Genomic DNA, 20,151 nt, shown 5'->3' on the forward strand with positions numbered 1-20,151 from the left:
GAGACAGATAGTTGTAGCGTGCGGGGAACACCATGGCTGCCAGTATTTTGATCGCGGACGACGACGCTGTACAGCGCCGGCTGGTCGAGAACATGGTGCAAAAATGCGGCTATGAGACGATCGTCGTCGATTCCGGCGACGCAGCGCTCGCCGTCCTCACCGCGCCGGATGCGCCGGCGATCGACGCGGTGGTACTCGATCTCGTGATGCCCGGCCTCGACGGCATGGGCGTGCTGGCGAAAATCCGCGAAGCCGGCCTCAACGTTCCCGTCATCGTGCAGACCGCGCATGGCGGTATCGACAATGTGATCTCGGCGATGCGCGCCGGTGCCGCTGATTTCGTGGTCAAGCCGGTCGGCATGGAGCGGCTCCAGGTCTCCTTGCGCAACGCGCTCAACACCTCCGCGCTCAAGGGCGAATTGCAGCGCATCCGTCACAGCCGCGAGGGGCGGCTGACCTTCTCCGACATCATCACCCGCGCCGAGGCGATGGCAGGCGTGATGCGCTCGGCGCAGAAGGCGGCGAATTCGTCGATCCCCGTTCTGATCGAAGGCGAGTCCGGCGTCGGCAAGGAGATGTTCGCGCGCGCCATCCATGGCAGCGGCGAGCGCAAGTCAAAGCCGTTCGTTGCGGTCAATTGCGGCGCGATCCCGGACAATCTCGTGGAATCGATCCTGTTCGGTCATGAGAAGGGTGCCTTCACCGGCGCGACCGAGCGCCACGCAGGCAAGTTCGTCGAGGCGCATGGCGGCACGCTGTTTTTGGACGAGGTCAGCGAGCTGCCGCTGACCGCGCAGGTGAAACTGCTGCGCGCGCTCCAGGAAGGCGCGGTCGAGGCCGTCGGCGGCCGCAAGCCCGTCAAGGTCGATGTCCGCATTGTCTCGGCGACCAACCGCAAATTGCTCGAGCGGGTGAAGCAGGGTCACTTCCGCGAGGACCTGTTCTACCGTCTCCACGTGCTGCCGCTGACCATCCCGCCGCTGCGGGCGCGGCGCGAGGACATTCCGCATCTGCTTCGCCATTTCCTGGCGCGCTTCGCCGCGGAGGAGAATCGCGCGATCGGCAGCGTCAGCGGCGAGGCCATGGCGCATCTGGCGCAGCTCGACTGGCCCGGCAACATCCGCCAGCTCGAGAACGCCGTGTACCGCGCGGTCGTCATGAGCGACGGCGACCAGCTCGAGCTTGCCGACTTCCCGCTGCTGTCGGCGCATCCCCATGAGGCGACGGACATCCCCACCGCGCCGCTGATCCTGGAGCCGATGGCTGCGCCGATGGTGCCCGCCATGGTATCGGGTAATGAAATACCGATTGCTCCGCTGCCTGCGGCGGGCACGCTCTCCATGCTGACCGGCACCGGAGATGTACGGCCGTTGGAAGAAATGGAGAACGAAATCATCCGCTTCGCCATCTCGCATTATCGCGGACAGATGTCGGAAGTCGCACGCCGCCTCAAAATCGGCCGCTCCACGCTCTACCGCAAATTGGACGAGGCCGGCGTTCCCGGACATGGCGGCAAAAGCGGCGAGGAGACGCACTGAACCGTCCCGCGTCGCCGCGTTCTGTTTATGGCCTAAATCGGGCACAAGTCCTTCGCATTACGGAGGATTTGAACCGTGACCGGGAAGTGACAGACAAAGGGAAAAGCGCGTGGCAAGAACGCACAATCCGTTGCAAAGCGGCTTCCTTGAAGTCAGTTTGTGGTGAGTTGTCCCGGGTAGCGCTGGCTGCAAAAACGGGGCCTGTATATCGTCTGCGTAGGGAATCGTTGCGTGCAGGCGTGCAACTTTCGACAAGCCGGCGCGGTTAGCCGAAGCCGATTAGACGATAACAAAGCTGTTCCATGAGGGGCAGTTCACCCGAGGGGTGCGACACAATGCGTGACTGTTTGAACCACCGTGCGGGCTTTGACCGCGTACTGATGACGGTCGCGGCGACCTTCCTCACGGTGTCGGCGACATCAGCGCTGGCGCAGGACCAGGCGCGCAGCAGCGCCGCCGAACTCGCGATCGAAGCCGCGATCCCGCGCCCCGAACCCGCCAACGTTCCGCCGCCGACCGCCGCCGACATCAAGCTCGACACCACGGCCACCGTGCCGGAGCCCGCCAAGGACTCCGTGAAAGCTGAAACCGCGCCCGCGCCCACCAAGGTCGAGAGCAAGCCCGCCGACGTCGCCGCCACGCCTCCCGCAACCATGCCTGCCGCCACCACGCCCGCCGCCGATGCACCGAAGGCCGATACGGCCGCGGCGCCCGCAACCCCGGCTGCACCCGCCGCCGCTGCGGCAACCCCGGCCGAGCCGCCGAAGGACGTCGCCAAGGAGCCGGCTTCCGAGCCCGTGAAGGCCGCCAGCAACGTCCCGGCCGCCGATCAGCCGGTCGCCGACAAGATCAAGGATGCGCTGGGCGCAAAAACCTCGCGCTATTTCGACCGCAAGAGCGAGCGCGCCGCCGTCGAGAAGTTTTATGGCGGGCGCGAATTCGCGCCGGTCTGGACGCAGGGCGGCAGCCTGACCGCGTCGGCCAAAGGCGTGATCGCGCGGCTGAAGGATGCCGCCTCCGAGGGCCTCAACCCGACCGATTATCCGGTACCGGATTTCGCCGCCGCCACCTCGCCCGATGCGCTGGCTGAGGCCGAGCTCAAGCTCACCGCCAGCATGCTCGACTATGCGCGCCAGGCGCAGAGCGGCCGGATGCACTACTCGCAGGTCAGCGCCGACATTCTCTATCCGGAGCACCCGACCGATCCGAACGACGTGCTCGCGAAGGTCACGACCGCGAAGGACGCCTCTGCAGCGCTCGACGGCTACAACCCGCCGCACAAGCTCTACAAGGAATTGAAGGCGAAGCTCGCGCAGTTGCGCGGCCAGGGCGAAGGCCCGGTGATCGAGATCGCCGATGGCCCGGCGCTGAAGTACACCCCCGCCAAGGGCAAGAAGCAGCCGGAAGTCGTCGTGGAAGATCCGCGCGTGCCGCAGCTTCGCACCAAGCTCGGCATTGCCGAGAATCCCAACGACACCCACTATGACGCGACCGTCGCCGAAGCCGTCCGCAAATTCCAGGACGGCGCCGAGATGAAGGCGACCGGCATCCTCGACGACAAGACCGTCAAGGCGCTGAACAGCCCGAAGCGCGACAAGCAGATCGACACCGTGCTGGTCAACATGGAGCGCTGGCGTTGGCTGCCGCGCGACCTCGGCACGCCGACGCTCGGCGACGCCTATGTGATCCTCAACATTCCCGACTTCACGCTGAAGGTGATGCAGCGCGGACAGCAGGTCTGGACCACGCGCGTGGTCACCGGCAAGCCGGGCAGCCACGCCACGCCGATGCTGACCGAGACGATGAAGTACATCACGGTCAACCCGACCTGGAACGTGCCGCCCTCGATCGTCTACAACGAATATCTGCCGGCGCTGCAGCAGGATCCGACCGTGCTCCAGCGCATGGGCCTGCGGCTCGAGCAGAACCGCGACGGCTCGGTGCACATCTCGCAGCCGCCGGGTGAAGCCAACGCGCTGGGCCGCATCCGCTTCAACTTCCCGAACAAATTCCTGGTCTACCAGCACGACACCCCGGACAAGCATCTGTTCGCCAGGGACGAGCGCGCCTTCAGCCATGGCTGCATGCGCGTGCAGTATCCGGATCAGTACGCCTCCGTGCTGCTCAACATCGCCCTGCCGAACGAGAAGTACACGCCGGAGCGCGTGCGCAGCATGTACGGCACGAGCGAAGTCGACCTGAAATTCCCGACCCCGATCCCGGTCAACATCACCTACCAGACCGCTTTCGTTGACGATGGCGGCAAGCTGCAATTCCGCAAGGACATCTACGGCCGCGACGCCGCGATGATCTCGCTGATGAAGGGCCGCGGTAAGGACCTGGAGAACATGGTCGCCCGTGCCCAGCCGAGCTACGCGCGCCCGGCGACGACGCTGCCATCGGGCGTCGCCTTCGCCAACAATGGCGGCTCCTCCGGCCCGTCCTTCTTCGAGCGGCTATTCGGGCCGCCCACCCCGCCCCCGGCCCCGGTTGGCCGCCGGCCGCAGCGCGTCTTCACCCGCTAAGCCTTGCCCGTTAGGCTTTGCGGCTTACGGCGTCAGAACAAAAATTCTTCAATGAAATCAGCGATCCCGTCTCCCGGCGGGATCGCTTAAAGTTAACCATTCTCCATCCAAGCTCCAGCAGCCGGCCTTTTTTCGCCACACTCGGCCGGTTAGGTCTGTATTCTGGACTTGGTAAGGGATTTGGGGGCGGGACGGTTAAATCAAGTTTTAACCATCTCGCTTTAAGAAAGCGTTCATCCTCTTTCGCGCGCTAGCGGGGTTGGCGGGAGAGTCCATTTTGAACGCTCGTCGACTGGGTGGGCTCATTCGTGCTGACTGGATTCGCACGCCAATTCGCTGCGTTGTCGTTGTCCCATGCGGGATTCAGGGCCGGTTCCAGGATCGGCCTGACGTCGCTGCTGTTGCTCGCGGGCGCAGGATCGGTTCATGACGCTACGGCGCTGAACGAGACCCGCACGCTCTCCTTCCACCACACCCATTCCGGCGAAGACCTCACCGTCACCTTCAAGCGCGACGGCCGTTACGACGAGGCGGCGCTGAAGCAGCTCAATCACTTCCTGCGCGACTGGCGCAACCAGGATGAGACGGTCATGGACCGTCACCTCTTCGACATCCTCTGGGAAGTTTATCGCGACGTCGACGGCAAGCAGCCGATCCAGATCATCTCCTCCTATCGCTCCCCCGCCACCAACGCCATGCTCCGCCGCCGCTCCTCGGGCGTGGCGCGCCACAGCCAGCACATGCTGGGGCATGCGATGGACTTCTTCATTCCCGGCGTGCCGCTGGAGCAGATCCGCGCCGCCGGCCTTCGCCTGCAGCGTGGCGGCGTCGGCTTCTATCCGACCTCCGGCTCGCCCTTCGTGCATCTGGACACCGGCAGCGTGCGGCACTGGCCGCGCATGACCTATGACCAGCTCGCCAAGGTATTCCCGGACGGGCGCACGGTGCATCAGTCCACCAGCGGGCCGATGAAGGGCTATGAGCTCGCGCGGGCCGATATCGAGCGGCGCGGCAACGGCGACGACGCTACGACCATCAAGGCGCCGAACTTCCTGGCCGCGCTGTTCAAGGGCAAGTCGGCCGCGCCCGCGACGAGCGACGAGGACGACGAGGGCGCACCGGCCGCGACCACCAAGCCGACTGCGCCGACCGTGGTTGCATCGGCCAAGTCCCCTGAAAGATCGCAAGCTGAAAAGGCGGCGGACCCGGTACCGGTGCCGCGCGCAAAACCGCAGATCGCCGCATCGCTGCAGCTCGCCTCCGCCGACGCACAGATCGTTGCCCCGCCCAAGGCCAAGCCCGCTCCGGTCGCCGAGAAGACAGCCGAGGCAAAACCGCAGACGCCGGCCGACATCATCAATGCACGCGGCTTCTGGGATACGCCCGCCGCGCCGCAGCAGGCCACGCCGGCCCAGGTCGCCGCCCTCAGGGCACGCCAGGCCGTCGCCTCCGCCGCCGACCCGCAGGCGACTTCGAGCGTCTCCGCCGCCGCCTATCAGGCGCTGGCCTACGCGCCGGCGGCCGCCTCGCCGGTCGATCGCACCAACATCGTTGCCGCTTCCGCGCCGATCCCGCGCGCGCCCCGTCCGGCCGCCGCGACCCGCGGCCTCGCGCCGGCCACCGAGATCAACACCGTCGTCGGCAAGAGCGGCCAGGGCGTGATCTCGACCTCGGCCCGGCTCTCCGCCGCCAAAGGCGAGAGCATGTGGCTCAAGATCGTGATGCTGGCGCCGAGCGCCAGCCGCGCGATGTCGGTGACACTGATGGGCGACGTCGACATGGGCGCGATGCGCGCCTATTTCATAAAGCCGCAGGCCGTGATCGCGATGGGCTTCACCGACGATCCGATGCAGGGCATGTCCTGCGACAGCTTCTCGGGCACTGCCACCGCGAAGCTTGAGACGACGTCCTTCGTCGTGCGCACCGCCTCGCTGCGGTAATTTCTCCCTCGTCCTGCTGTAAGCCGCAAACGACGTGCGGGGTGAATCACGCCGGCAAGCCGGCACCGAGAAGCCCCGCCTCGTGCCGCTGGCGGTCGACGTCGCGCTTGTAATGCTGGGTAAGGAGATAGGCGGCCACCGAAAATCCCGGCTCACGTTTGAGAACTTCCGCCGCGTGGGCGCCCGCCGCGACCGCATTGCCCATTTGCGCGAAGACCGCCGCGAGGAAGGCGTGATGGGTGTGATCGGGCCGCGATATCCGTGAAAAGGCGTCAGCGGCTTCGGCGTATTTCTCGGCGCAATAATAGGCGCGGCCGAGATGATTCCAGAAGCGTTCCGGGTGGTACGGGTTGAGCCGCATCGCCTTCTTGATCCAGTCGATCCCTTCCTCCGGCCGGCCCAGCCAGGTCAGGAGTTCGCCCTGTTGCACCACGACGAGGTCGTAGTTCGGGTTGAGCGCGAGCGCCCGCTCCTGATGGTACGTGGCCTTGTCATGGTCCTCGCGATTGAGATTGAGCGCGGCGAGGATGCGGTGGACGTCGCTGTCATTGTCGTCGAGCGCCAGCGCGATCTCCAACTCGGCAGCGACCTGCTGGAACGTGGCGTCGCGATCCGCGCACCAGCCGTAAACCCAGGTCTGGCCGAGGACACAGGCCTTCCAGGCATGCGCGTGCCCATAGTTCGCGTCGAGCGCAAGCGCCCGGTCGAGCAGAACCTGCGCCTGCGCATTGTCTTCGCGATTGGAGCGGTGGTGCAGCAGCTTCGCAGCCAGCACGCATTCATAGGCGGCCATATTGTCGGTCTGCTTGCGTTTCGCGCGGTCGTGGGTGGCTGCCTCGACGCGGCCGGGCAATGTCGCGACGATCGCGTGGGTCATCTCGTCCTGGATGGCGAAGATGTCCTGAAGCTCGCCATCATAGCGTTCGGCCCAGATGTGCTGATCGCTCTCCGCATCGATCAATTGCACGGTGACCCGGACGCGACCGCCGACCTTTCGCACGCTGCCCTCGATCACGTAGTCGACGCCGAATTCACGGCCGACGTCCTGTATTTTGACCGCCTTGCCCTTGTAGACGAACGTCGAGTTACGGGAGATAACCAGCAGGTCGTGAAAGCGCGACAGCTCGGTGATGATGTCTTCGGTCAGACCGTCCGCAAAGAACTCCTGCTCCGGATCGCCGCTCATGTTGGCAAATGGCAACACGGCGATGGACGGCTTCTTCGACTTGCCCGTCGCCTTTGCACCGCCCCTCGCGCTGTCTGGCGCGCCCGCCGACTCCTCCTCCAGTCGAATCCGGTAGACGCGAATTGGACGGACGATGTTCTTGACGTGTTGCTCGCCGATATCCTCGAATGCAACTCCGTCAAGGCGCTGACCGAGTTGGTCGCGCACCGCGCTCGAGATGCAAATTCCTCCGGGCTCGGCCAGCGACTCCAGCCGAGCCGCGACGTTGACGCCGTCACCGAATATATCGTTCTGGTCGACGATCACGTCGCCCAGATTGATGCCGATGCGGAATTGGATCCATCGCGGCGGCGGGACGTCGGCATTGCGTCGTCCCATCCGGCTCTGAACCTCGGCCGCGCACAGCACGGCGTCGACGACGCTGTGAAATTCGACGAGCATGCCGTCGCCCGTCGTCTTGATGATGCGGCCGCGATTTTTGGCGATGGCGGGATCGATGAGCTCGATCCGGTGAGTCTTGAGACGCGCAAGAGTGCCTGCCTCGTCGACCTCCATAAGCCGACTAAAGCCGACCATGTCAGCGGCGAGGACCGCAGCGAGCCTGCGCTCTGGCCCCGGCACATCCATTGCTCGGTCCCTTCACCGGGCAGTCTAGCAGACCAGCGGATTTTGCCCAAGCTTGATGCACGGCAGCTGCGGACCAACTCTAATCCTTGCGCCGTCCCGGCGCCGCGCAAGGGCAGGTAACGGCCAGTCCATGCAACAACTACGGCCTGTGCTCTTGGCTTCGCCGGAACGACGGCGCGCTCCAAGTTCGTTCTATCGCCCGGCCTTGCGATCCAGATGATACGTCAACGCCAGCGACAGGCAGATCGACAGCGGGCGCTTCGGCAGGGCACCGGCGACGCTCAACAGCAGCGCCCTGTTTTGCCGATACTCGAACGCGTCCGGAAGGCGATCGCGAAAAGTCTCGACCAGCGTGGTCTTGCAATTGAACAGGACCGCCGCGTGCGTCTCGCAACCCTTCACGCGCCCGAGCCGGATGGTGCTGCCGCTGCCCGTCTCCTCGGTGAGGTAGGCGGGCTCGCCCCATTTGAGGGTTTCGGTCAGCCGGCCAACCGCATCATGCGCCGCAGCGGTGGCGAAGATCAGCTCTCGCACCTGAAGCAGCCGCTTGCCGATCGGCGCCGGAAGAGCGCCGAAGGCCCGGCTCACCTCGCGCGGCAGCGGCGGCGCAGTCACGGTAGGTCCCTCCGGGACGACGGCAAGAGTGAATAGCCTCAGATCATTCCGAGCGCCTGCATATAGGTCTCGAGGATCGTCTCGGCCTCGGCGCGCTCGTTCGGATCCTGCTTGCGCAGGCGCACGATCGTGCGCAGTGCCTTCACGTCATAGCCGTTGCCCTTGCTCTCGGCATAGACGTCACGGATGTCGTCGGAGATCGCCTTCTTCTCTTCCTCCAGCCGCTCGATGCGCTCGATGATGGACTTGAGCTGATCCTTGGCAAATTTCGTTGCGGGCGCTTCTTCGTTCACGGCGGTGGCCATGGCCATCTCGTACTCCTAATGGAACTGGCAATTGAGAATGACGCCGGCGTTCTTGCACCGCGCGTGCTGGTTGGACCCTTAGGTTTGGCGGCCCTTCCGTCAAGGCAGCATCACGCTCGTCCACAGCGCGCCCACACCTTCCTGCGGCGAGGTCAAAAAAAGCTTGTGCGGCGGACGACTCAGCCCGCGCACCACGCGGCCGATGGCATTCCGTCAGTGCCCGGGATGGACCTTCTTCATCGCCTCGATCTGCTCGGGCGTGGCCGTGCCCTGGTACTTTTGTTTCCAGGTCTCGTAGGGCATGCCGTAGACGACCTCGCGGCTCTCGTCCTTGCTCAGCGCGACGCCCTTGGCGTCGGCGGCGTCCTTCAGCCAGTTGGACAGGCAATTGCGGCAGAAGCCGGCGAGATTCATCAGCTCGATGTTCTGGACGTCGGTCCGGCTGCGCAAATGCTCGACCAGGCGCCGGAAAGCGGCGGCTTCGAGCTCTGTTCTGGTTTTGTCGTCGATCGCCATAGTTGAAATCCTTGGCTGAAATCCTTGTCCGGTGATCTCGGGTTCTGGGCCTATCCCCTACGGGATTAGGTGGGCCTTGTCACAGATTTTGCCATATCGCAGCGCAAACAAGGGCTTCCTGGCAGTTCCAGCGGCTACGCGACATCGTCAATGATCTGATATACCTCTCCCCGACAATGATTGCCGAATCTCCCACCATCGCCCGACGTCCGTCCACCCTGCTCGCCGGCCTCATCCCGGTCGTGGCACTCGTGCTGCTGTGGTTGTCGACGAGCCCTGCCTCGGCCGACTTCCGTCTCTGCAACAACACCTCGAGCCGGGTCGGCATCGCGCTCGGCTACAAGGACGCCGACGGCTGGACCACCGAGGGCTGGTGGAATATCTCCTCGCGCACCTGCGAAACGCTGCTGCGCGGCACGCTGGTCGCCCGCTTCTATTACATCTACGCGATCGACTACGACCGCGGCGGCGAATGGTCGGGCCAGGCCTTCATGTGCTCGCGCGACAAGGAATTCACGATCCGCGGGACCGAGGACTGCCTGGCGCGCGGCTATGACCGGACCGGCTATTTCGAGGTCGACACCGGCGAGCAGCGCGCCTGGACGGTGCAGCTGACCGACGCCAATGAGCAGCCGGCACAGCAACGCGTGCCGGGGCTGCCGGGCACGGTGGGTCCTGGCGGCGGCGTGCCGGGTTTGCCCAATACAGCGCCGGGTGGTACGCCCCCGGGCTCGCCTGGCCTCCCGCCAGCCCAGCCCGGACCCAAGCCATGAGGCGACTACGCCGTATCAAGATCCTCGCGACGCTCGGACCCGCCTCCTCGGACCTCGCGATGATCCGCCGCCTGTTCGAGGCCGGCGCCGACATCTTCCGCATCAATATGAGCCACACCCCGCACGACAAGATGCGGGAGCTGGTGGCGACCATCCGCAATGTCGAGAGTAGCTACGGCCGGCCGATCGGCATTTTGGTCGATTTGCAAGGACCGAAGCTCAGGCTTGGTTCGTTTGCGGAAGGCGCGGTGCAGCTCCAGAACGGCCATACCTTCACGCTGGATTCCGACAAGGCGCCGGGCGATGCCACGCGCGTCCATCTTCCGCACCCGGAGATCTTGGCCGCGCTGCGGCCGGGCCATGCGCTGCTGCTCGACGACGGCAAGGTGCGGCTGATCGCGGAAGAGACCTCTAAGGAGCACGCGGTGACGCGTGTGGTGGTCGGCGGCAAGATGTCCGACCGCAAGGGCGTCAGCCTGCCCGACACCGATCTGCCGGTCTCGGCGATGACGCCGAAGGACCGCGCCGATCTCGAGGCGGCGCTGGTCACCGGCGTCGACTGGGTCGCGCTATCCTTCGTGCAGCGCGCCGACGATGTGATCGAGGCCAAGAAGATGATCCGCGGCCGTGCCGCCGTGATGGCCAAGATCGAGAAGCCGCAGGCGATCGATCGCCTCGCCGACATCATCGAGGCCTCCGATGCGCTGATGGTGGCGCGCGGCGATCTCGGCGTCGAGTTGCCCCTGGAGCGTGTCCCGAGCCTGCAGAAGCAGATGACGCGGATGGCGCGCCGCGCCGGCAAGCCGGTGGTGATCGCGACGCAGATGCTGGAATCGATGATCCAGTCGCCGGTGCCGACGCGCGCCGAAGTCTCCGACGTCGCCACCGCCGTCTACGAAGGCGCCGACGCCATCATGCTGTCGGCGGAGTCGGCGGCCGGCAAATTCCCGGTCGAGGCGGTCTCGACCATGAACCGCATCGGCGAGGAGGTCGAGCGCGATCCGACCTATCGGAACGTGATCACGGCGCAGCGCCCCACCCCGGAGAGCACGGCAGGCGATGCCATCGCGGATGCCGCGCGGCAGATGGCGGAAACGCTGGATCTGCCGGCCCTGATCTGCTGGACCAGCTCGGGCTCGACCGCGGTGCGGGTGGCGCGCGAGCGGCCAAAACCGCCGATCGTGGCGATCACGCCGAACATGACCACCGGGCGCAGGCTCGCGGTCGTCTGGGGCGTGCATTGCGTGGTGGCGGAAGACGCGCGCGACCAGGACGACATGGTGAGCCGCGCCGGCTCGATCGCGTTCCGCGACGGCTTTGTGCGTGCCGGCCAGCGGGTGATCATCGTTGCCGGCGTGCCGCTCGGCATTCCCGGCACCACCAACATGGTGCGCATCGCCTCGGTCGGCCCCGAGGGCGAGGCGAATATGTGACGTCAGTCATTCCGGGGCGTCCGCGCGGAACGCGCGGCCGAACCTCAGATGCGCAATTGCGCATCGGGGAACCTGGAGATTGTGGCGCGAGTTTCCGAGTTCGCCCGCGCTTTGCGCGGCCGCCCCGGAATGACTGCTAAGCCCCCACCAGCGCCTTCGCCGGTAATACCGTCTGCTGCACCACCAGGCCGCGTGCGCGGGCGTCCATGACGCCGACGGCGCGCAGCGCGAGCAGCGTCACGGTCTGCACGGCGTCGCGGAGCTTTGCCGGATCGTCGAGATTGTCGGGTGCGAGCGGCCCGACCAGGGCTTCATGGAGCGCGCCGAGCAGCGCGGTCGCGGCGAGCGCGGTGTCCTGCGCCGGCAGATGGCCGGCGCGCACGGCGGCATCGATGCGGGACGCGATCTCGCCGGCGATCTCGCGCCGGCTGGCAAGACGCGAGGCGCTCACATCGACGTCGACGGGTTCGGCCAAGATGCCCCAGGCGAGCTTGCGCTGGGACAGCGTGTGGACCGCCACCGTGGTGACGGCAGCCGCCAGGGCCGAGGACGGGCCAGGTGCTGCATCGGCCGCCCGGCGGATCGCGGCGAGCTCATCGCGGGAGACCTCGCCGATCAGCTCGGAGATCAGGTCGGCCTTGGAGGGGAAATAGCGATAGACCGTGCCGGCCGCGACATTGGCCCTGACGGCAACCGGCGCGATCTGCACCGCCACCATGCCGCCTTCGGCCGCCGCCTCGCGCGCCGCCGCCAAGATGGCGCTGCGTCGGGCGGCGAGGCGCTTAACCACTTGATGCGTCCGCCGGTAAACCATGGCGCGCTTCCTGTCCCCGCGCCGGGCCGACCGCTTCGGCCGAACGCTCTTTCACTGCTTTTTGGTGCAAATCGCCCCGCAAGAACTGAACAACTATTCACGCCGGATGACAAGACGCAAATTCGACGGCCCTTTGGGCGCAGTGCGCGAGCTGGATGGCTAAAAATGCAGCCATTTCATTCGTTAACAAATGACCACAATTCTTACCGCCGTCTTAAACGGAGTCCCCGACTGTAAACCACCAATCCTCGGTGCGGCATGGTCGACACGGACGCCAAAACTGCCTGGCAGCTTTTTCATGTGAACTGGCTTCCCATCATCGTCATGGGCAGCCTGCTCGCGCTTGCCGTTCTCCTCACCGACTTCGCGCTGGAGCCGGTCGCCTTTGGCGTGACGACGGCGATCGCAATGTCCTTTGTCGCGATCGCGTATCGTCACTGGCTGATCAGGGGTGAACTCGCCGATCCAAAACTGTTCTTCTCGCTCGGCACGATCGGGCAGGTCATTCTCACCTGTGCGATCGTCGGGCCGCTCAGCTACGTCGCTTGCGCGAGCGAGTGGCCGTTGCAGGACCACGCGCTGCTCGCCATCGATCGCGCGCTCGGCATGGATCCCCAGGCGATCGCGCGCTTCGTCAACGATCATCCCTGGCTCGCTCTCGTGCTCTCGCGCGGCTACGGCCTGATCAAATGGCCGCTGCTTCTCATTCCCATCGTGCTGGCGCTGACCGAGCGCTTCGTGCGGCTGCAAACGTTCATGCTCGCGATGAGCCTTGCGCTTGCGGTCACGATTGCGATCTCCGCCTTCGTGCCGGCGATCGGCACCTTCTACGGACTGCACCTGCCCGCGGCGCATTTCCCCGACATCAACACGTCGATGTATGCCGGGCAGTTGCGCGACATCCTCGCGCTACGCGACGGGAGCCTGCGCGAACTCGAGCTTCTAAAACTCTCCGGCATCGTCTCGTTTCCGAGCTTCCACGCCGCATCCGCCGTGCTCTACATGTGGGCGCTATGGCCCGTGCGCGGCGTCGGCGGCATCGCGGCCGCGCTCAATCTGCTGATGATCGCGGCAACGCCTGTCATCGGCGCCCACTACATGGTCGACGTTTTCGGCGGCATAGCGGTGGCGGCCGCGTCGATCTGGGCCGCGAACCGCTATCTGGAATGGTTTTGCCGTTCACAGGCCGTCACGCAGATGTCGCCGGTCCTGCAGCCCGGCCTCGGCATGAAATCGTAACAGGCTACTGCGCGTCACGCGCGATCGACATCGATCATGTCGGCACAAACGAAAAGAGCCCCGTCCAAGACGGGGCTCTTTTGATTCCAGATCGTTCCAGCTTACTTGAGGCTGGACGAGATCGAGCCGAACTTGGCGTTCAGCGTGGTGCCGAGGTTATTGACGACGGTGATGATGGCCAGCGCAATGCCGGCGGCGATCAGGCCGTATTCAATAGCGGTGGCGCCCGATTCATCCTTCACGAAGCGCGCGACGAGGTTCTTCATAGACAGCTCCAAAGAGTACACAAAGCTACAACTGGTCCGGTCTCTCGGCTTCCCAGCGCCGCCCGACCTGAAAACGACCGTAAAGCCAAAGAATTGCACCGCAGTTAATTCGATCGCGGAAACACAATGCGGTTTGCGTGTATTCGCCGATGGTAAACTGAAATCTAAAACAATCGGTTAAATCGTCCGGAAACATCTCCCGTCGACCGCACCGATTTACTGGAAGTTATGACCGCCATGGTCCAATGCGCCCCGCACGGGCTGAGCGGACCAGAACAACAACGACGAGGCGGCATGTCCCTTTCCTTCACCAACAGCATAGCCACGCAGAGCCGCGCGCGTGCGCTGGTGCCGCTATGCGTCGGCGCAGGCGCCTATCTGTTCTTCCTCTATATCGGCGACACGCTGCTGCAGGACTCCGACTCGTTCTGGCAGATCAAGATCGGGCAATGGATCCTCGATCACGGCGCCCTGCCCTACAGCGACTTCTATTCCTTCACGCGGCTTGGACAGCCCTGGATCTCGACCTCGTGGCTGTCGCAGGTCCTGTACGCACTCTCCTTCGCGCAATGGGGCTGGGCGGGGCCGGTGATCCTCACCACGCTCGCGATCGCGCTGTCGGCCGCGATCTTCGTCTACCTGCTCGATGCGCATCTGGAGATTCCGCGCTCGGTGCTGTTTGCGATGCTGGCGCTGTTCCTGTCGCTGCATCATCTCCTGGCGCGCCCGCACATCCTGGCGCTGCCCGTCATGGTGGCCTGGGTCGGCCTCTTGATGATGACGGCGGATCGCAAGAGCTCGCCGTCCTGGCTCTGGCTGCCGCTGATGTCGCTGTGGGCGAACCTGCATGGCGGCTTCGTGCTGGGCCTGGCGCTGATCGGCCCGATGGCGCTGGAAGCGGTCTGGACCGTCGACGCCAAAAAACGCGTCCCGCTGTTCCTGCGCTGGTTCGCCTTCGGCGTCGCCGCGCTGCTCGCGGCCTGCGTCACGCCCTATGGCTGGCGGACGCTGCTCGGCGCCACCAACATCCTCAATCTCGGCGAGCTCCTGTCGGTGATCTCCGAATGGATGCCGGCGAACTTCGCCACCTTCTCCGCGTTCGAGGGCGCCCTCCTCGGCCTGATCGCGATCGGATTCTATCGCGGCCTCGTGCTCTCGCCGCCGCGCATCCTCCTCATCCTGTTATTCACCTGGATGGCGCTCACCCATGTCAGGAGCATCGAGGCATTTGCGTTCCTGGTGCCGCTGGTGCTGGCAAAGCCGCTCGGCGGCTTGTCGCCGCTCGCCGAGCCGGACGGACAAGGTGAGACGTGGCCGGCGCGCTACGTCACGGCGCTCGGCGCGCTGATGATCGTCGCTGCGGCCTGGACCTCGACCGCGATCTACATGAACCATCACCGCTTCACCTTCACGATGACGCAGACGCCCGTCGCCGCCGTCGACCTGCTCCAGCAACGCAAGGCGCAGCGCATCTTCAACGCCTACCAGTTCGGCGGCTACCTGATCTCGCGCGACATTCCGGTGTTCGTCGACGGTCGCGCCGAGCTCTATGGCGAGACCTTCGTGATGGACTTCTTCAAGGCGGTGGAAGCCAAGAAGCTCGACAATCTGACGCGCTTGCTCGAGGAGCACCGGATCGATGCCACGCTGCTGGTGGCCGATGCGCCGGCCGCACAGGTGCTCGATCACATCAAGGGCTGGAAGCGGATCTATGCGGACGACATCGCCGTGATCCACGTCCGCGATGACGCGCAGGCTGTCCCGGCGACAGCGCGCTGACGCCTCGTTCCCACCAGAGTGCGAAAACAACCCCATGCACAGTAGCGGACGGTTTTGGGGGTGAATTCCGCCAAACCGCTGACACGCCGGGCAAATCAGCGCCAAACTGGAATTATCGCGAAATCCGCGCCGCTGCGCCGGCGCCCCCTCCACCAGCGCCTGTACTGATAAGCGTCGGCTTCCGCCAAAGGGCGGAGGCGACGATATGGAACAGACGCAGCGCCGGGGAGTTGATAATCATGCCTCGCATCAGCGCCTTGAAGAGTCGGTCGATTGTTGTCGACAGGGCGAGCCATTCTGCCGCAGCAGCAGGTGAGGAATTGACAAGGTGAGATCGAACCGGAGCGCTCATGCCGGGCTACTCCTGCTTGTTGATATGGCGCTCGCGATATGCCTGTCAGGGCTGATTGTCAGTCTTCTCAAGCTAGCCTGGTGACAGGACTTCAGACCTTTTCCGACGTCTGCCCGTTTCGGCTTGCGCAGCCAGAAGATATACAAGCTCTCGGAGGGAATAAAATGATCAAGAACGAAGCGAATGCCCGCCACCTGCGGGAAGCCAACAAGGCCTTCAAGGCGATCAAGAGTGAAAAACCAATGACCGATTACGCGAAGGCGCAGCAATCCATTCAGGAAAATCGCGAGCGCTTGAAGGCGGAGCGCCTGGCACGCGAAGTCAGCTCGAAAGACGCTGCAAAATAGCGCGGCGTTTTGCTCGCACTCCCGAAAGCGAACTAGAGCATTGAGAGCACGACGATCCCGTCTTCAAGCTCTCCTGCAGCGAGGCGCGCTCGCGCGATATGCTCGAACTCTTTCCGGTACTTGTGAAGATAGCTGAAGGCTTGCTTGTCCGTCTGAAACGTTGTCGTAAGTCTGCAAATTTGTCGCGCTGCGCCGAGCGCAAGAGCAAAAGTGATTGTTCCGCCGCCGTCTGACTTGGCTCTGGGCACGATCCGCTCTCTCCAGCTTGTACGCGGTCCTGGGTAGCCTCGTCGACGGTTGCCGAAGATTGATTATCGCGACAACTTCCTCGAGCGCTTCTTAGGCGCTGACGCCGGCAAGGTTACTGCAAGGGCTGCGTCGGCGGCTTCCTTGGCTTCGCGCAGATCTCGAAGCCGCGTCATGTTCTTTCTGATTTCGACGGCGTGCTTTTCGACATCCGCCAATGCGCGTGCTCCGTCCTCAGCGGCCAATCGTCTACGGTCGGAACGTGCGATGCTCTCGGGTGACGGTTCTGCCGATTTCATGGCGCTCATCCTCCACCCCCTTCCGCTATAGGCAAAACCCGCTCAATCCGGGGATCGAGCGGGCAGCATGGCCGTTTCAGTACATCCGTGAAACGGCACCAGGAGCTCAGGCCAGCGAGAGGTTCTCAGCGCTGACTTTGCCCCGCATCTTGTCGGTCTTGACCTCGAAGTTGACCTTTTGGCCCTCGGCGAGACCCGAAAGACCGGCACGTTCGACTGCGCTGATGTGAACGAACACATCGTTGCCGCCGTCATTCGGCTGAATGAATCCGAAGCCCTTTTGGCCGTTGAACCACTTAACAGTACCTGTCGTCATTTTCTTCTCCAAAGCGCGCAAGCGCATTCCGCGTGACGGTCACGCGGCAATTTCAACTTCGTCGATGTCTTTGGAAAAGGAGCCCGCGGGCGCGTTCAACAAGGCACAGCGGCTAATCGAATACGGTCAATGTACACGCTTTCTGCCGTTTTACAAGGGAGGAGGCTGATTTGTTTCAGGTGGGCACCTCTGGTGCCAATCGAGAGCAACGTCAAACGGGCGTGTCGACGCGCGCGAGGAAGGCTTTATCGATTGACAGGGACGTGCGGGAGTGGTCCGGTCTCTCCGCCGAACTGTATCGCCATGACGAGCAGATCCGCTTGTTCCAAGCCGGCGAAGAAGTACGCCGCTACGCTCATCCTCACAATCTCAATGCCCCTGCGCGATGGCTGCGTGCAGGCCTGTTCCAGTTCGCAGCCCAGCGAGGAGTCTCAATTGCAGGTACTTGTCCGCGACAACAACATCGACCAGGCGCTTCGTGTTCTGAAGAAGAAGATGCAACGCGAGGGCGTCTTCCGGGAAATGAAGCAGCGGCGCTCCTACGAGAAGCCGTCGGAGCGAAAGACACGCGAAAGATCCGAGGCCATTCGCCGCGCCCGCAAGCTCGCCCGGAAGCAGGCGATCAGGGAAGGATTGCTGCCAGCGCCCCCGAAGAAGAAGCTTCCGGAGCGCAAGGCGCCTTTGCCGCAAGTTACCTAGCAAGAAGCACGCCGCAAGAAGCACATCTGGCAAATGTGCCTTGGTGCCGGGAGGCTGCGCAGACGTCTCGTTTGAGCGATGCTGATTGTGGGACGTCGCATGTCCTATGTCCTGAAATCGACACCCCGCAGCACGATTCCGCGTGGGCTTCCTTCAAGCTCCGTCGCTCGATACTTGCCGGCCGCGCGCGCCTCAATGCGGTCGCGCAGGCGGATGAACTGGGCTTCGCGATGCTCGGGACGGACCTGCGGGCCGCGCTCTAGATAATCCATCGCGGAGGTCGAGATCGCGCAAGGAATTTCCTCGCCGCCGTCGCGCATCGAGAACACGACGATCATCCGGTCGTCTTCGTGGCCGATATAGTGGCCGCTGGTGAGGGTCATGACCTACTCCTCCAAGTAATGGCTTCCTGGCACAATCGTTTTTCAATTCGTTGTTCGCGCCACCGCGATCGTCTCAGCTCTCTTCATTGAGCCGAGCGAAATCGTCGAACAGCGCCGACACCAGGGCGCGATGGCGCGTGTCTTCCGCAGGCAGGCTCGCGGCATAGAGGTTGAGCAGATAGCGTGCCTTCGCTGCGGCCTCGGGCCATGACGCGGCGGGCTCCGTCATCAGGCGGTTTTCGATATCGGCCTCACGCTCGCGGAGCTGCCTGACATTGCTCTCGACTTCGGCGAGCGCGCGGCGCAGGTCCGTCGCCTTCTGCGCCGCCATACCGCGATGCTTGTCGAGATCAACGGGCTGGTCAGTCATTGGCGCCCCGCGCATCGGCGGCCTGCGCATTGGCAAGGTCGACGGAACCAATCGACAGCACCTCCATGGCGTCGCACGCGCCCACCGCGGGCACGATGATCGTCGTGGCGATGCGGCGATAGGCCGAGAAGGTCTCGCTCTCGATCGTCTCCTCGTCGGCGATCACTTCGTAGGCGCCAGCGGGCAGCAGCCGCTCGATGCCGCGGATGCGGAACGGACGCCTGAACGTGACCGTCTCCCGCCGCGAGCTGATGGTCATGCACGCCTGCCTTTTTGCAAGAGGGCCGCAACCGACCGGTAGCGACCATGCGCCCGTCGCGCGGCAATAGCCAGGACTTTCGCCACCACGCCGCATGCACTGACGCCGCAGCGTTGGCCCCACGCACAAGCGATATTCTTAGTCCTCGCTATTGGCGTGCCGCAGGCGTAGGGTCTCCGCATCACCGCACTTCCCAACGGCATCGACCGGTGACTGAGGGTCATGTGCGCTCCCGCCGACAGAGTTGCAGGAGCGTTCGATGTCGCGTTTTCGTGCCTCGGAATGGATCGTCCCGCCGGTGATCGTTCCACTGTTTCTTCTGCTTCTGGTGTGTGCCGCGGCCGTCCTCAATGGCTAGGACCACGCGCGTGCCCTATCTGGTTACGGGAACCAACGAGCATGGCAGCGCCAATCTCGGCCGCGTCAGCGCGAGCGTTGCGCTGCGCCTCGCACGAAAACTGCTGCGCGAGGGCTACATGGACGTGCGCATCTGCACGCCGCGCGGGCGCGTGCTGCAATCGGACGAACTGGACGAACTCGAACCCCCACAGGAGACGGACGTCATGGCCAAGGGACAGCAACGCAGCAATCGCGAAGCCAAGAAGCCGAAGAAGGAAAAAGCCAAGGTGATCACGGCGGCGCCGAGCCGCAAGGAGGCCGCCTGGCAGCCGGATTTCGGTCCGGCAAAGAAGAAATAGGCAAGGATCTTCCCATCGAGCGGGAGCCAGAAAGCGTTCATCTCCTCCCGTAAAATTAGAGACAGCCTACTGCTTCGGTTTTTCGACCGCGAAGTGAAGCCTGACCTGCATCACCGGGCCGGCTTCGTTCCGCACCTCAATCGCCATATGCCGTTTTGACAGGTCCGGAGAGCCATGCATCGCGTCCCGGGCCATGTCGACCAGGGACCTGGTCGCTTCGGTCTGCACCGCGCGAAGGCTCGAGAGTTCCAAACCTTCCTCATCAGCGAATAGGCCGTCGTCGTCGTGTAGATCGAAATAATACCGTGTCATTGAGCGCTCCCAACAGCAGGCGGGAGCGCACCGCGTCTCTCAGCCACCGACGCCTACGCGCAAAGCCCCGATCGGTGATGGATTGACAATAGGGCTGATGCCAAATGGTTGCTAAGCCGCAACGCCGTTGTCCATGATGCGAAGGGTCCGATTTTCGGAGCAGACAAAGTTCGTAGGCGATCCATCCTCGCTTGCAACGCCCCTTTGACCGATAGCCGAGTTGGCTTGTGGAGCTGCCCACGGGGGAGGAGAGGACTTCCGGTTACCCCGCTCGGCATTGTAGGAGAAACTCACCTCAAGCGAGGTTCCAGCCG

General features: G+C 64.1%; 24 protein-coding genes. 10 read left to right on the forward strand and 14 right to left on the reverse strand.

The window, feature by feature from the left end; genetic code table 11:
- Positions 1 to 32 precede the first annotated feature (32 nt).
- The 3 genes from KUF59_RS39515 to mepK all read left to right on the forward strand — a co-directional run bounded on the left by KUF59_RS39515 (position 33) and on the right by mepK (position 6,003).
- Positions 33 to 1,538, forward strand: a complete 1,506-nt coding sequence (locus tag KUF59_RS39515; protein WP_212456695.1) for a sigma-54-dependent transcriptional regulator — start codon at positions 33 to 35, stop codon at positions 1,536 to 1,538.
- 335 nt (positions 1,539 to 1,873) lie between these two features.
- Entirely contained in the window at positions 1,874 to 4,063 is a 2,190-nt protein-coding gene (locus tag KUF59_RS39520) for a L,D-transpeptidase family protein (RefSeq protein WP_212456696.1), read from the forward strand.
- Between the two features lie 308 nt (positions 4,064 to 4,371).
- The gene (gene mepK, locus KUF59_RS39525; protein ID WP_258767980.1) at positions 4,372 to 6,003 is read left to right on the forward strand and encodes a peptidoglycan L,D-endopeptidase MepK; all 1,632 of its coding nucleotides are present in this window, start codon (positions 4,372 to 4,374) and stop codon (positions 6,001 to 6,003) included.
- Between the two features lie 46 nt (positions 6,004 to 6,049).
- On the opposite strand, the gene KUF59_RS39530 is transcribed toward mepK, so the two are convergent.
- From KUF59_RS39530 to KUF59_RS39545, 4 genes are all read right to left on the reverse strand, one after another.
- A complete protein-coding gene (locus KUF59_RS39530) occupies positions 6,050 to 7,816 on the reverse strand; it encodes an adenylate/guanylate cyclase domain-containing protein (protein ID WP_212456698.1) in 1,767 nt (588 codons plus the stop codon).
- Between the two features lie 192 nt (positions 7,817 to 8,008).
- Complete coding sequence (locus KUF59_RS39535; RefSeq protein ID WP_212456699.1) at positions 8,009 to 8,431, reverse strand: DUF1801 domain-containing protein; 423 nt, start codon at positions 8,429 to 8,431, stop codon at positions 8,009 to 8,011.
- 38 nt (positions 8,432 to 8,469) lie between these two features.
- On the reverse strand, positions 8,470 to 8,742 hold the full coding sequence (locus KUF59_RS39540; protein ID WP_212456700.1) for a DUF2312 domain-containing protein: 273 nt from the start codon (positions 8,740 to 8,742) through the stop codon (positions 8,470 to 8,472).
- 207 nt (positions 8,743 to 8,949) lie between these two features.
- Complete coding sequence (locus tag KUF59_RS39545; RefSeq protein WP_212456701.1) at positions 8,950 to 9,252, reverse strand: DUF1244 domain-containing protein; 303 nt, start codon at positions 9,250 to 9,252, stop codon at positions 8,950 to 8,952.
- Between the two features lie 176 nt (positions 9,253 to 9,428).
- On the opposite strand from KUF59_RS39545, the gene KUF59_RS39550 reads away from it, so the two are divergent.
- On the forward strand, positions 9,429 to 10,025 hold the full coding sequence (locus tag KUF59_RS39550; protein WP_212456702.1) for a DUF1036 domain-containing protein: 597 nt from the start codon (positions 9,429 to 9,431) through the stop codon (positions 10,023 to 10,025).
- Positions 10,022 to 11,458: a pyruvate kinase gene (gene pyk, locus KUF59_RS39555; RefSeq protein ID WP_212456703.1), complete on the forward strand. Its 1,437-nt coding sequence runs from the start codon at positions 10,022 to 10,024 to the stop codon at positions 11,456 to 11,458. The genes KUF59_RS39550 and pyk overlap by 4 nt, the downstream gene beginning before the upstream one ends.
- Positions 11,459 to 11,594: 136 nt before the next feature.
- Here pyk and KUF59_RS39560 read toward each other — a convergent pair whose 3' ends face one another.
- Positions 11,595 to 12,272, reverse strand: a complete 678-nt coding sequence (locus tag KUF59_RS39560; protein WP_212456704.1) for a TetR/AcrR family transcriptional regulator — start codon at positions 12,270 to 12,272, stop codon at positions 11,595 to 11,597.
- A gap of 258 nt (positions 12,273 to 12,530) precedes the next feature.
- Here KUF59_RS39560 and KUF59_RS39565 point away from each other — a divergent pair, with 258 nt between their 5' ends.
- A complete protein-coding gene (locus KUF59_RS39565; protein WP_212456705.1) occupies positions 12,531 to 13,511 on the forward strand; it encodes a phosphatase PAP2 family protein in 981 nt (326 codons plus the stop codon).
- A 101-nt stretch (positions 13,512 to 13,612) separates the two neighbouring features.
- On the opposite strand, the gene KUF59_RS39570 is transcribed toward KUF59_RS39565, so the two are convergent.
- On the reverse strand, positions 13,613 to 13,777 hold the full coding sequence (locus KUF59_RS39570; RefSeq protein WP_212406139.1) for a Flp family type IVb pilin: 165 nt from the start codon (positions 13,775 to 13,777) through the stop codon (positions 13,613 to 13,615).
- 294 nt (positions 13,778 to 14,071) lie between these two features.
- Between KUF59_RS39570 and KUF59_RS39575 the strand changes: the two genes are divergently transcribed.
- A complete protein-coding gene (locus KUF59_RS39575; protein WP_212456706.1) occupies positions 14,072 to 15,556 on the forward strand; it encodes a hypothetical protein in 1,485 nt (494 codons plus the stop codon).
- Between the two features lie 112 nt (positions 15,557 to 15,668).
- On the opposite strand, the gene KUF59_RS39580 is transcribed toward KUF59_RS39575, so the two are convergent.
- Positions 15,669 to 15,908 (reverse strand): hypothetical protein, encoded by a 240-nt coding sequence (locus KUF59_RS39580; RefSeq protein WP_212456707.1) that lies wholly within the window; start codon positions 15,906 to 15,908, stop codon positions 15,669 to 15,671.
- Positions 15,909 to 16,072: 164 nt separating this feature from the next.
- Between KUF59_RS39580 and KUF59_RS39585 the strand changes: the two genes are divergently transcribed.
- On the forward strand, positions 16,073 to 16,255 hold the full coding sequence (locus KUF59_RS39585) for a hypothetical protein (RefSeq protein WP_212456708.1): 183 nt from the start codon (positions 16,073 to 16,075) through the stop codon (positions 16,253 to 16,255).
- Between the two features lie 32 nt (positions 16,256 to 16,287).
- Here the strand turns inward: KUF59_RS39585 and KUF59_RS39590 are convergent, their stop codons facing one another.
- The 3 genes from KUF59_RS39590 to KUF59_RS39600 all read right to left on the reverse strand — a co-directional run bounded on the left by KUF59_RS39590 (position 16,288) and on the right by KUF59_RS39600 (position 17,116).
- Positions 16,288 to 16,503, reverse strand: a complete 216-nt coding sequence (locus KUF59_RS39590; protein ID WP_212456709.1) for a hypothetical protein — start codon at positions 16,501 to 16,503, stop codon at positions 16,288 to 16,290.
- A gap of 63 nt (positions 16,504 to 16,566) precedes the next feature.
- Positions 16,567 to 16,809, reverse strand: coding sequence for a transcriptional regulator (locus tag KUF59_RS39595; RefSeq protein WP_212456710.1), 243 nt, complete (start codon positions 16,807 to 16,809; stop codon positions 16,567 to 16,569).
- A gap of 97 nt (positions 16,810 to 16,906) precedes the next feature.
- On the reverse strand, positions 16,907 to 17,116 hold the full coding sequence (locus KUF59_RS39600; protein ID WP_212406143.1) for a cold-shock protein: 210 nt from the start codon (positions 17,114 to 17,116) through the stop codon (positions 16,907 to 16,909).
- Between the two features lie 435 nt (positions 17,117 to 17,551).
- Between KUF59_RS39600 and rpsU the strand changes: the two genes are divergently transcribed.
- Positions 17,552 to 17,815, forward strand: a complete 264-nt coding sequence (gene rpsU, locus KUF59_RS39605; protein ID WP_212456711.1) for a 30S ribosomal protein S21 — start codon at positions 17,552 to 17,554, stop codon at positions 17,813 to 17,815.
- A gap of 104 nt (positions 17,816 to 17,919) precedes the next feature.
- On the opposite strand, the gene KUF59_RS39610 is transcribed toward rpsU, so the two are convergent.
- From KUF59_RS39610 to KUF59_RS39620, 3 genes are all read right to left on the reverse strand, one after another.
- Positions 17,920 to 18,198 carry a DUF1488 family protein gene (locus tag KUF59_RS39610; protein ID WP_212456712.1) on the reverse strand — a complete coding sequence of 93 codons (279 nt, stop codon included), beginning with the start codon at positions 18,196 to 18,198 and terminating at the stop codon, positions 17,920 to 17,922.
- Between the two features lie 73 nt (positions 18,199 to 18,271).
- The gene (locus tag KUF59_RS39615; protein ID WP_212456713.1) at positions 18,272 to 18,568 is read right to left on the reverse strand and encodes a hypothetical protein; all 297 of its coding nucleotides are present in this window, start codon (positions 18,566 to 18,568) and stop codon (positions 18,272 to 18,274) included.
- On the reverse strand, positions 18,561 to 18,827 hold the full coding sequence (locus KUF59_RS39620) for a hypothetical protein (protein WP_212456714.1): 267 nt from the start codon (positions 18,825 to 18,827) through the stop codon (positions 18,561 to 18,563). Before KUF59_RS39620 ends, KUF59_RS39615 begins: the two co-directional genes overlap by 8 nt.
- Before the next feature lie 350 nt (positions 18,828 to 19,177).
- Here KUF59_RS39620 and KUF59_RS39625 point away from each other — a divergent pair, with 350 nt between their 5' ends.
- Complete coding sequence (locus tag KUF59_RS39625; RefSeq protein WP_212457008.1) at positions 19,178 to 19,525, forward strand: hypothetical protein; 348 nt, start codon at positions 19,178 to 19,180, stop codon at positions 19,523 to 19,525.
- A gap of 66 nt (positions 19,526 to 19,591) precedes the next feature.
- Here KUF59_RS39625 and KUF59_RS39630 read toward each other — a convergent pair whose 3' ends face one another.
- Positions 19,592 to 19,837 (reverse strand): DUF6894 family protein, encoded by a 246-nt coding sequence (locus tag KUF59_RS39630; RefSeq protein WP_212456715.1) that lies wholly within the window; start codon positions 19,835 to 19,837, stop codon positions 19,592 to 19,594.
- Positions 19,838 to 20,151 lie beyond the last annotated feature (314 nt).

Source organism: Bradyrhizobium arachidis, from assembly GCF_024758505.1.
Taxonomy (GTDB): domain Bacteria; phylum Pseudomonadota; class Alphaproteobacteria; order Rhizobiales; family Xanthobacteraceae; genus Bradyrhizobium; species Bradyrhizobium manausense_C.

Coding starts and splice junctions, on each gene's coding strand:
- KUF59_RS39520 (WP_212456696.1), top strand. CDS start 1,874: ATGCGTGACTGTTTGAACCACCGTGCGGGCTTTGACCGCGTACTGATG.
- KUF59_RS39610 (WP_212456712.1), bottom strand. CDS start 18,198: ATGACCCTCACCAGCGGCCACTATATCGGCCACGAAGACGACCGGATG.
- KUF59_RS39620 (WP_212456714.1), bottom strand. CDS start 18,827: ATGACCATCAGCTCGCGGCGGGAGACGGTCACGTTCAGGCGTCCGTTC.
- KUF59_RS39515 (WP_212456695.1), top strand. CDS start 33: ATGGCTGCCAGTATTTTGATCGCGGACGACGACGCTGTACAGCGCCGG.
- KUF59_RS39545 (WP_212456701.1), bottom strand. CDS start 9,252: ATGGCGATCGACGACAAAACCAGAACAGAGCTCGAAGCCGCCGCTTTC.
- KUF59_RS39615 (WP_212456713.1), bottom strand. CDS start 18,568: ATGACTGACCAGCCCGTTGATCTCGACAAGCATCGCGGTATGGCGGCG.
- KUF59_RS39575 (WP_212456706.1), top strand. CDS start 14,072: ATGTCCCTTTCCTTCACCAACAGCATAGCCACGCAGAGCCGCGCGCGT.
- KUF59_RS39585 (WP_212456708.1), top strand. CDS start 16,073: ATGATCAAGAACGAAGCGAATGCCCGCCACCTGCGGGAAGCCAACAAG.
- KUF59_RS39550 (WP_212456702.1), top strand. CDS start 9,429: ATGATTGCCGAATCTCCCACCATCGCCCGACGTCCGTCCACCCTGCTC.
- pyk (WP_212456703.1), top strand. CDS start 10,022: ATGAGGCGACTACGCCGTATCAAGATCCTCGCGACGCTCGGACCCGCC.
- KUF59_RS39570 (WP_212406139.1), bottom strand. CDS start 13,777: ATGAAGAACCTCGTCGCGCGCTTCGTGAAGGATGAATCGGGCGCCACC.
- KUF59_RS39595 (WP_212456710.1), bottom strand. CDS start 16,809: ATGAGCGCCATGAAATCGGCAGAACCGTCACCCGAGAGCATCGCACGT.
- KUF59_RS39580 (WP_212456707.1), bottom strand. CDS start 15,908: ATGAGCGCTCCGGTTCGATCTCACCTTGTCAATTCCTCACCTGCTGCT.
- KUF59_RS39600 (WP_212406143.1), bottom strand. CDS start 17,116: ATGACGACAGGTACTGTTAAGTGGTTCAACGGCCAAAAGGGCTTCGGA.
- KUF59_RS39560 (WP_212456704.1), bottom strand. CDS start 12,272: ATGGTTTACCGGCGGACGCATCAAGTGGTTAAGCGCCTCGCCGCCCGA.
- KUF59_RS39530 (WP_212456698.1), bottom strand. CDS start 7,816: ATGGATGTGCCGGGGCCAGAGCGCAGGCTCGCTGCGGTCCTCGCCGCT.
- KUF59_RS39625 (WP_212457008.1), top strand. CDS start 19,178: ATGGCTAGGACCACGCGCGTGCCCTATCTGGTTACGGGAACCAACGAG.
- KUF59_RS39565 (WP_212456705.1), top strand. CDS start 12,531: ATGGTCGACACGGACGCCAAAACTGCCTGGCAGCTTTTTCATGTGAAC.
- KUF59_RS39630 (WP_212456715.1), bottom strand. CDS start 19,837: ATGACACGGTATTATTTCGATCTACACGACGACGACGGCCTATTCGCT.
- KUF59_RS39540 (WP_212456700.1), bottom strand. CDS start 8,742: ATGGCCATGGCCACCGCCGTGAACGAAGAAGCGCCCGCAACGAAATTT.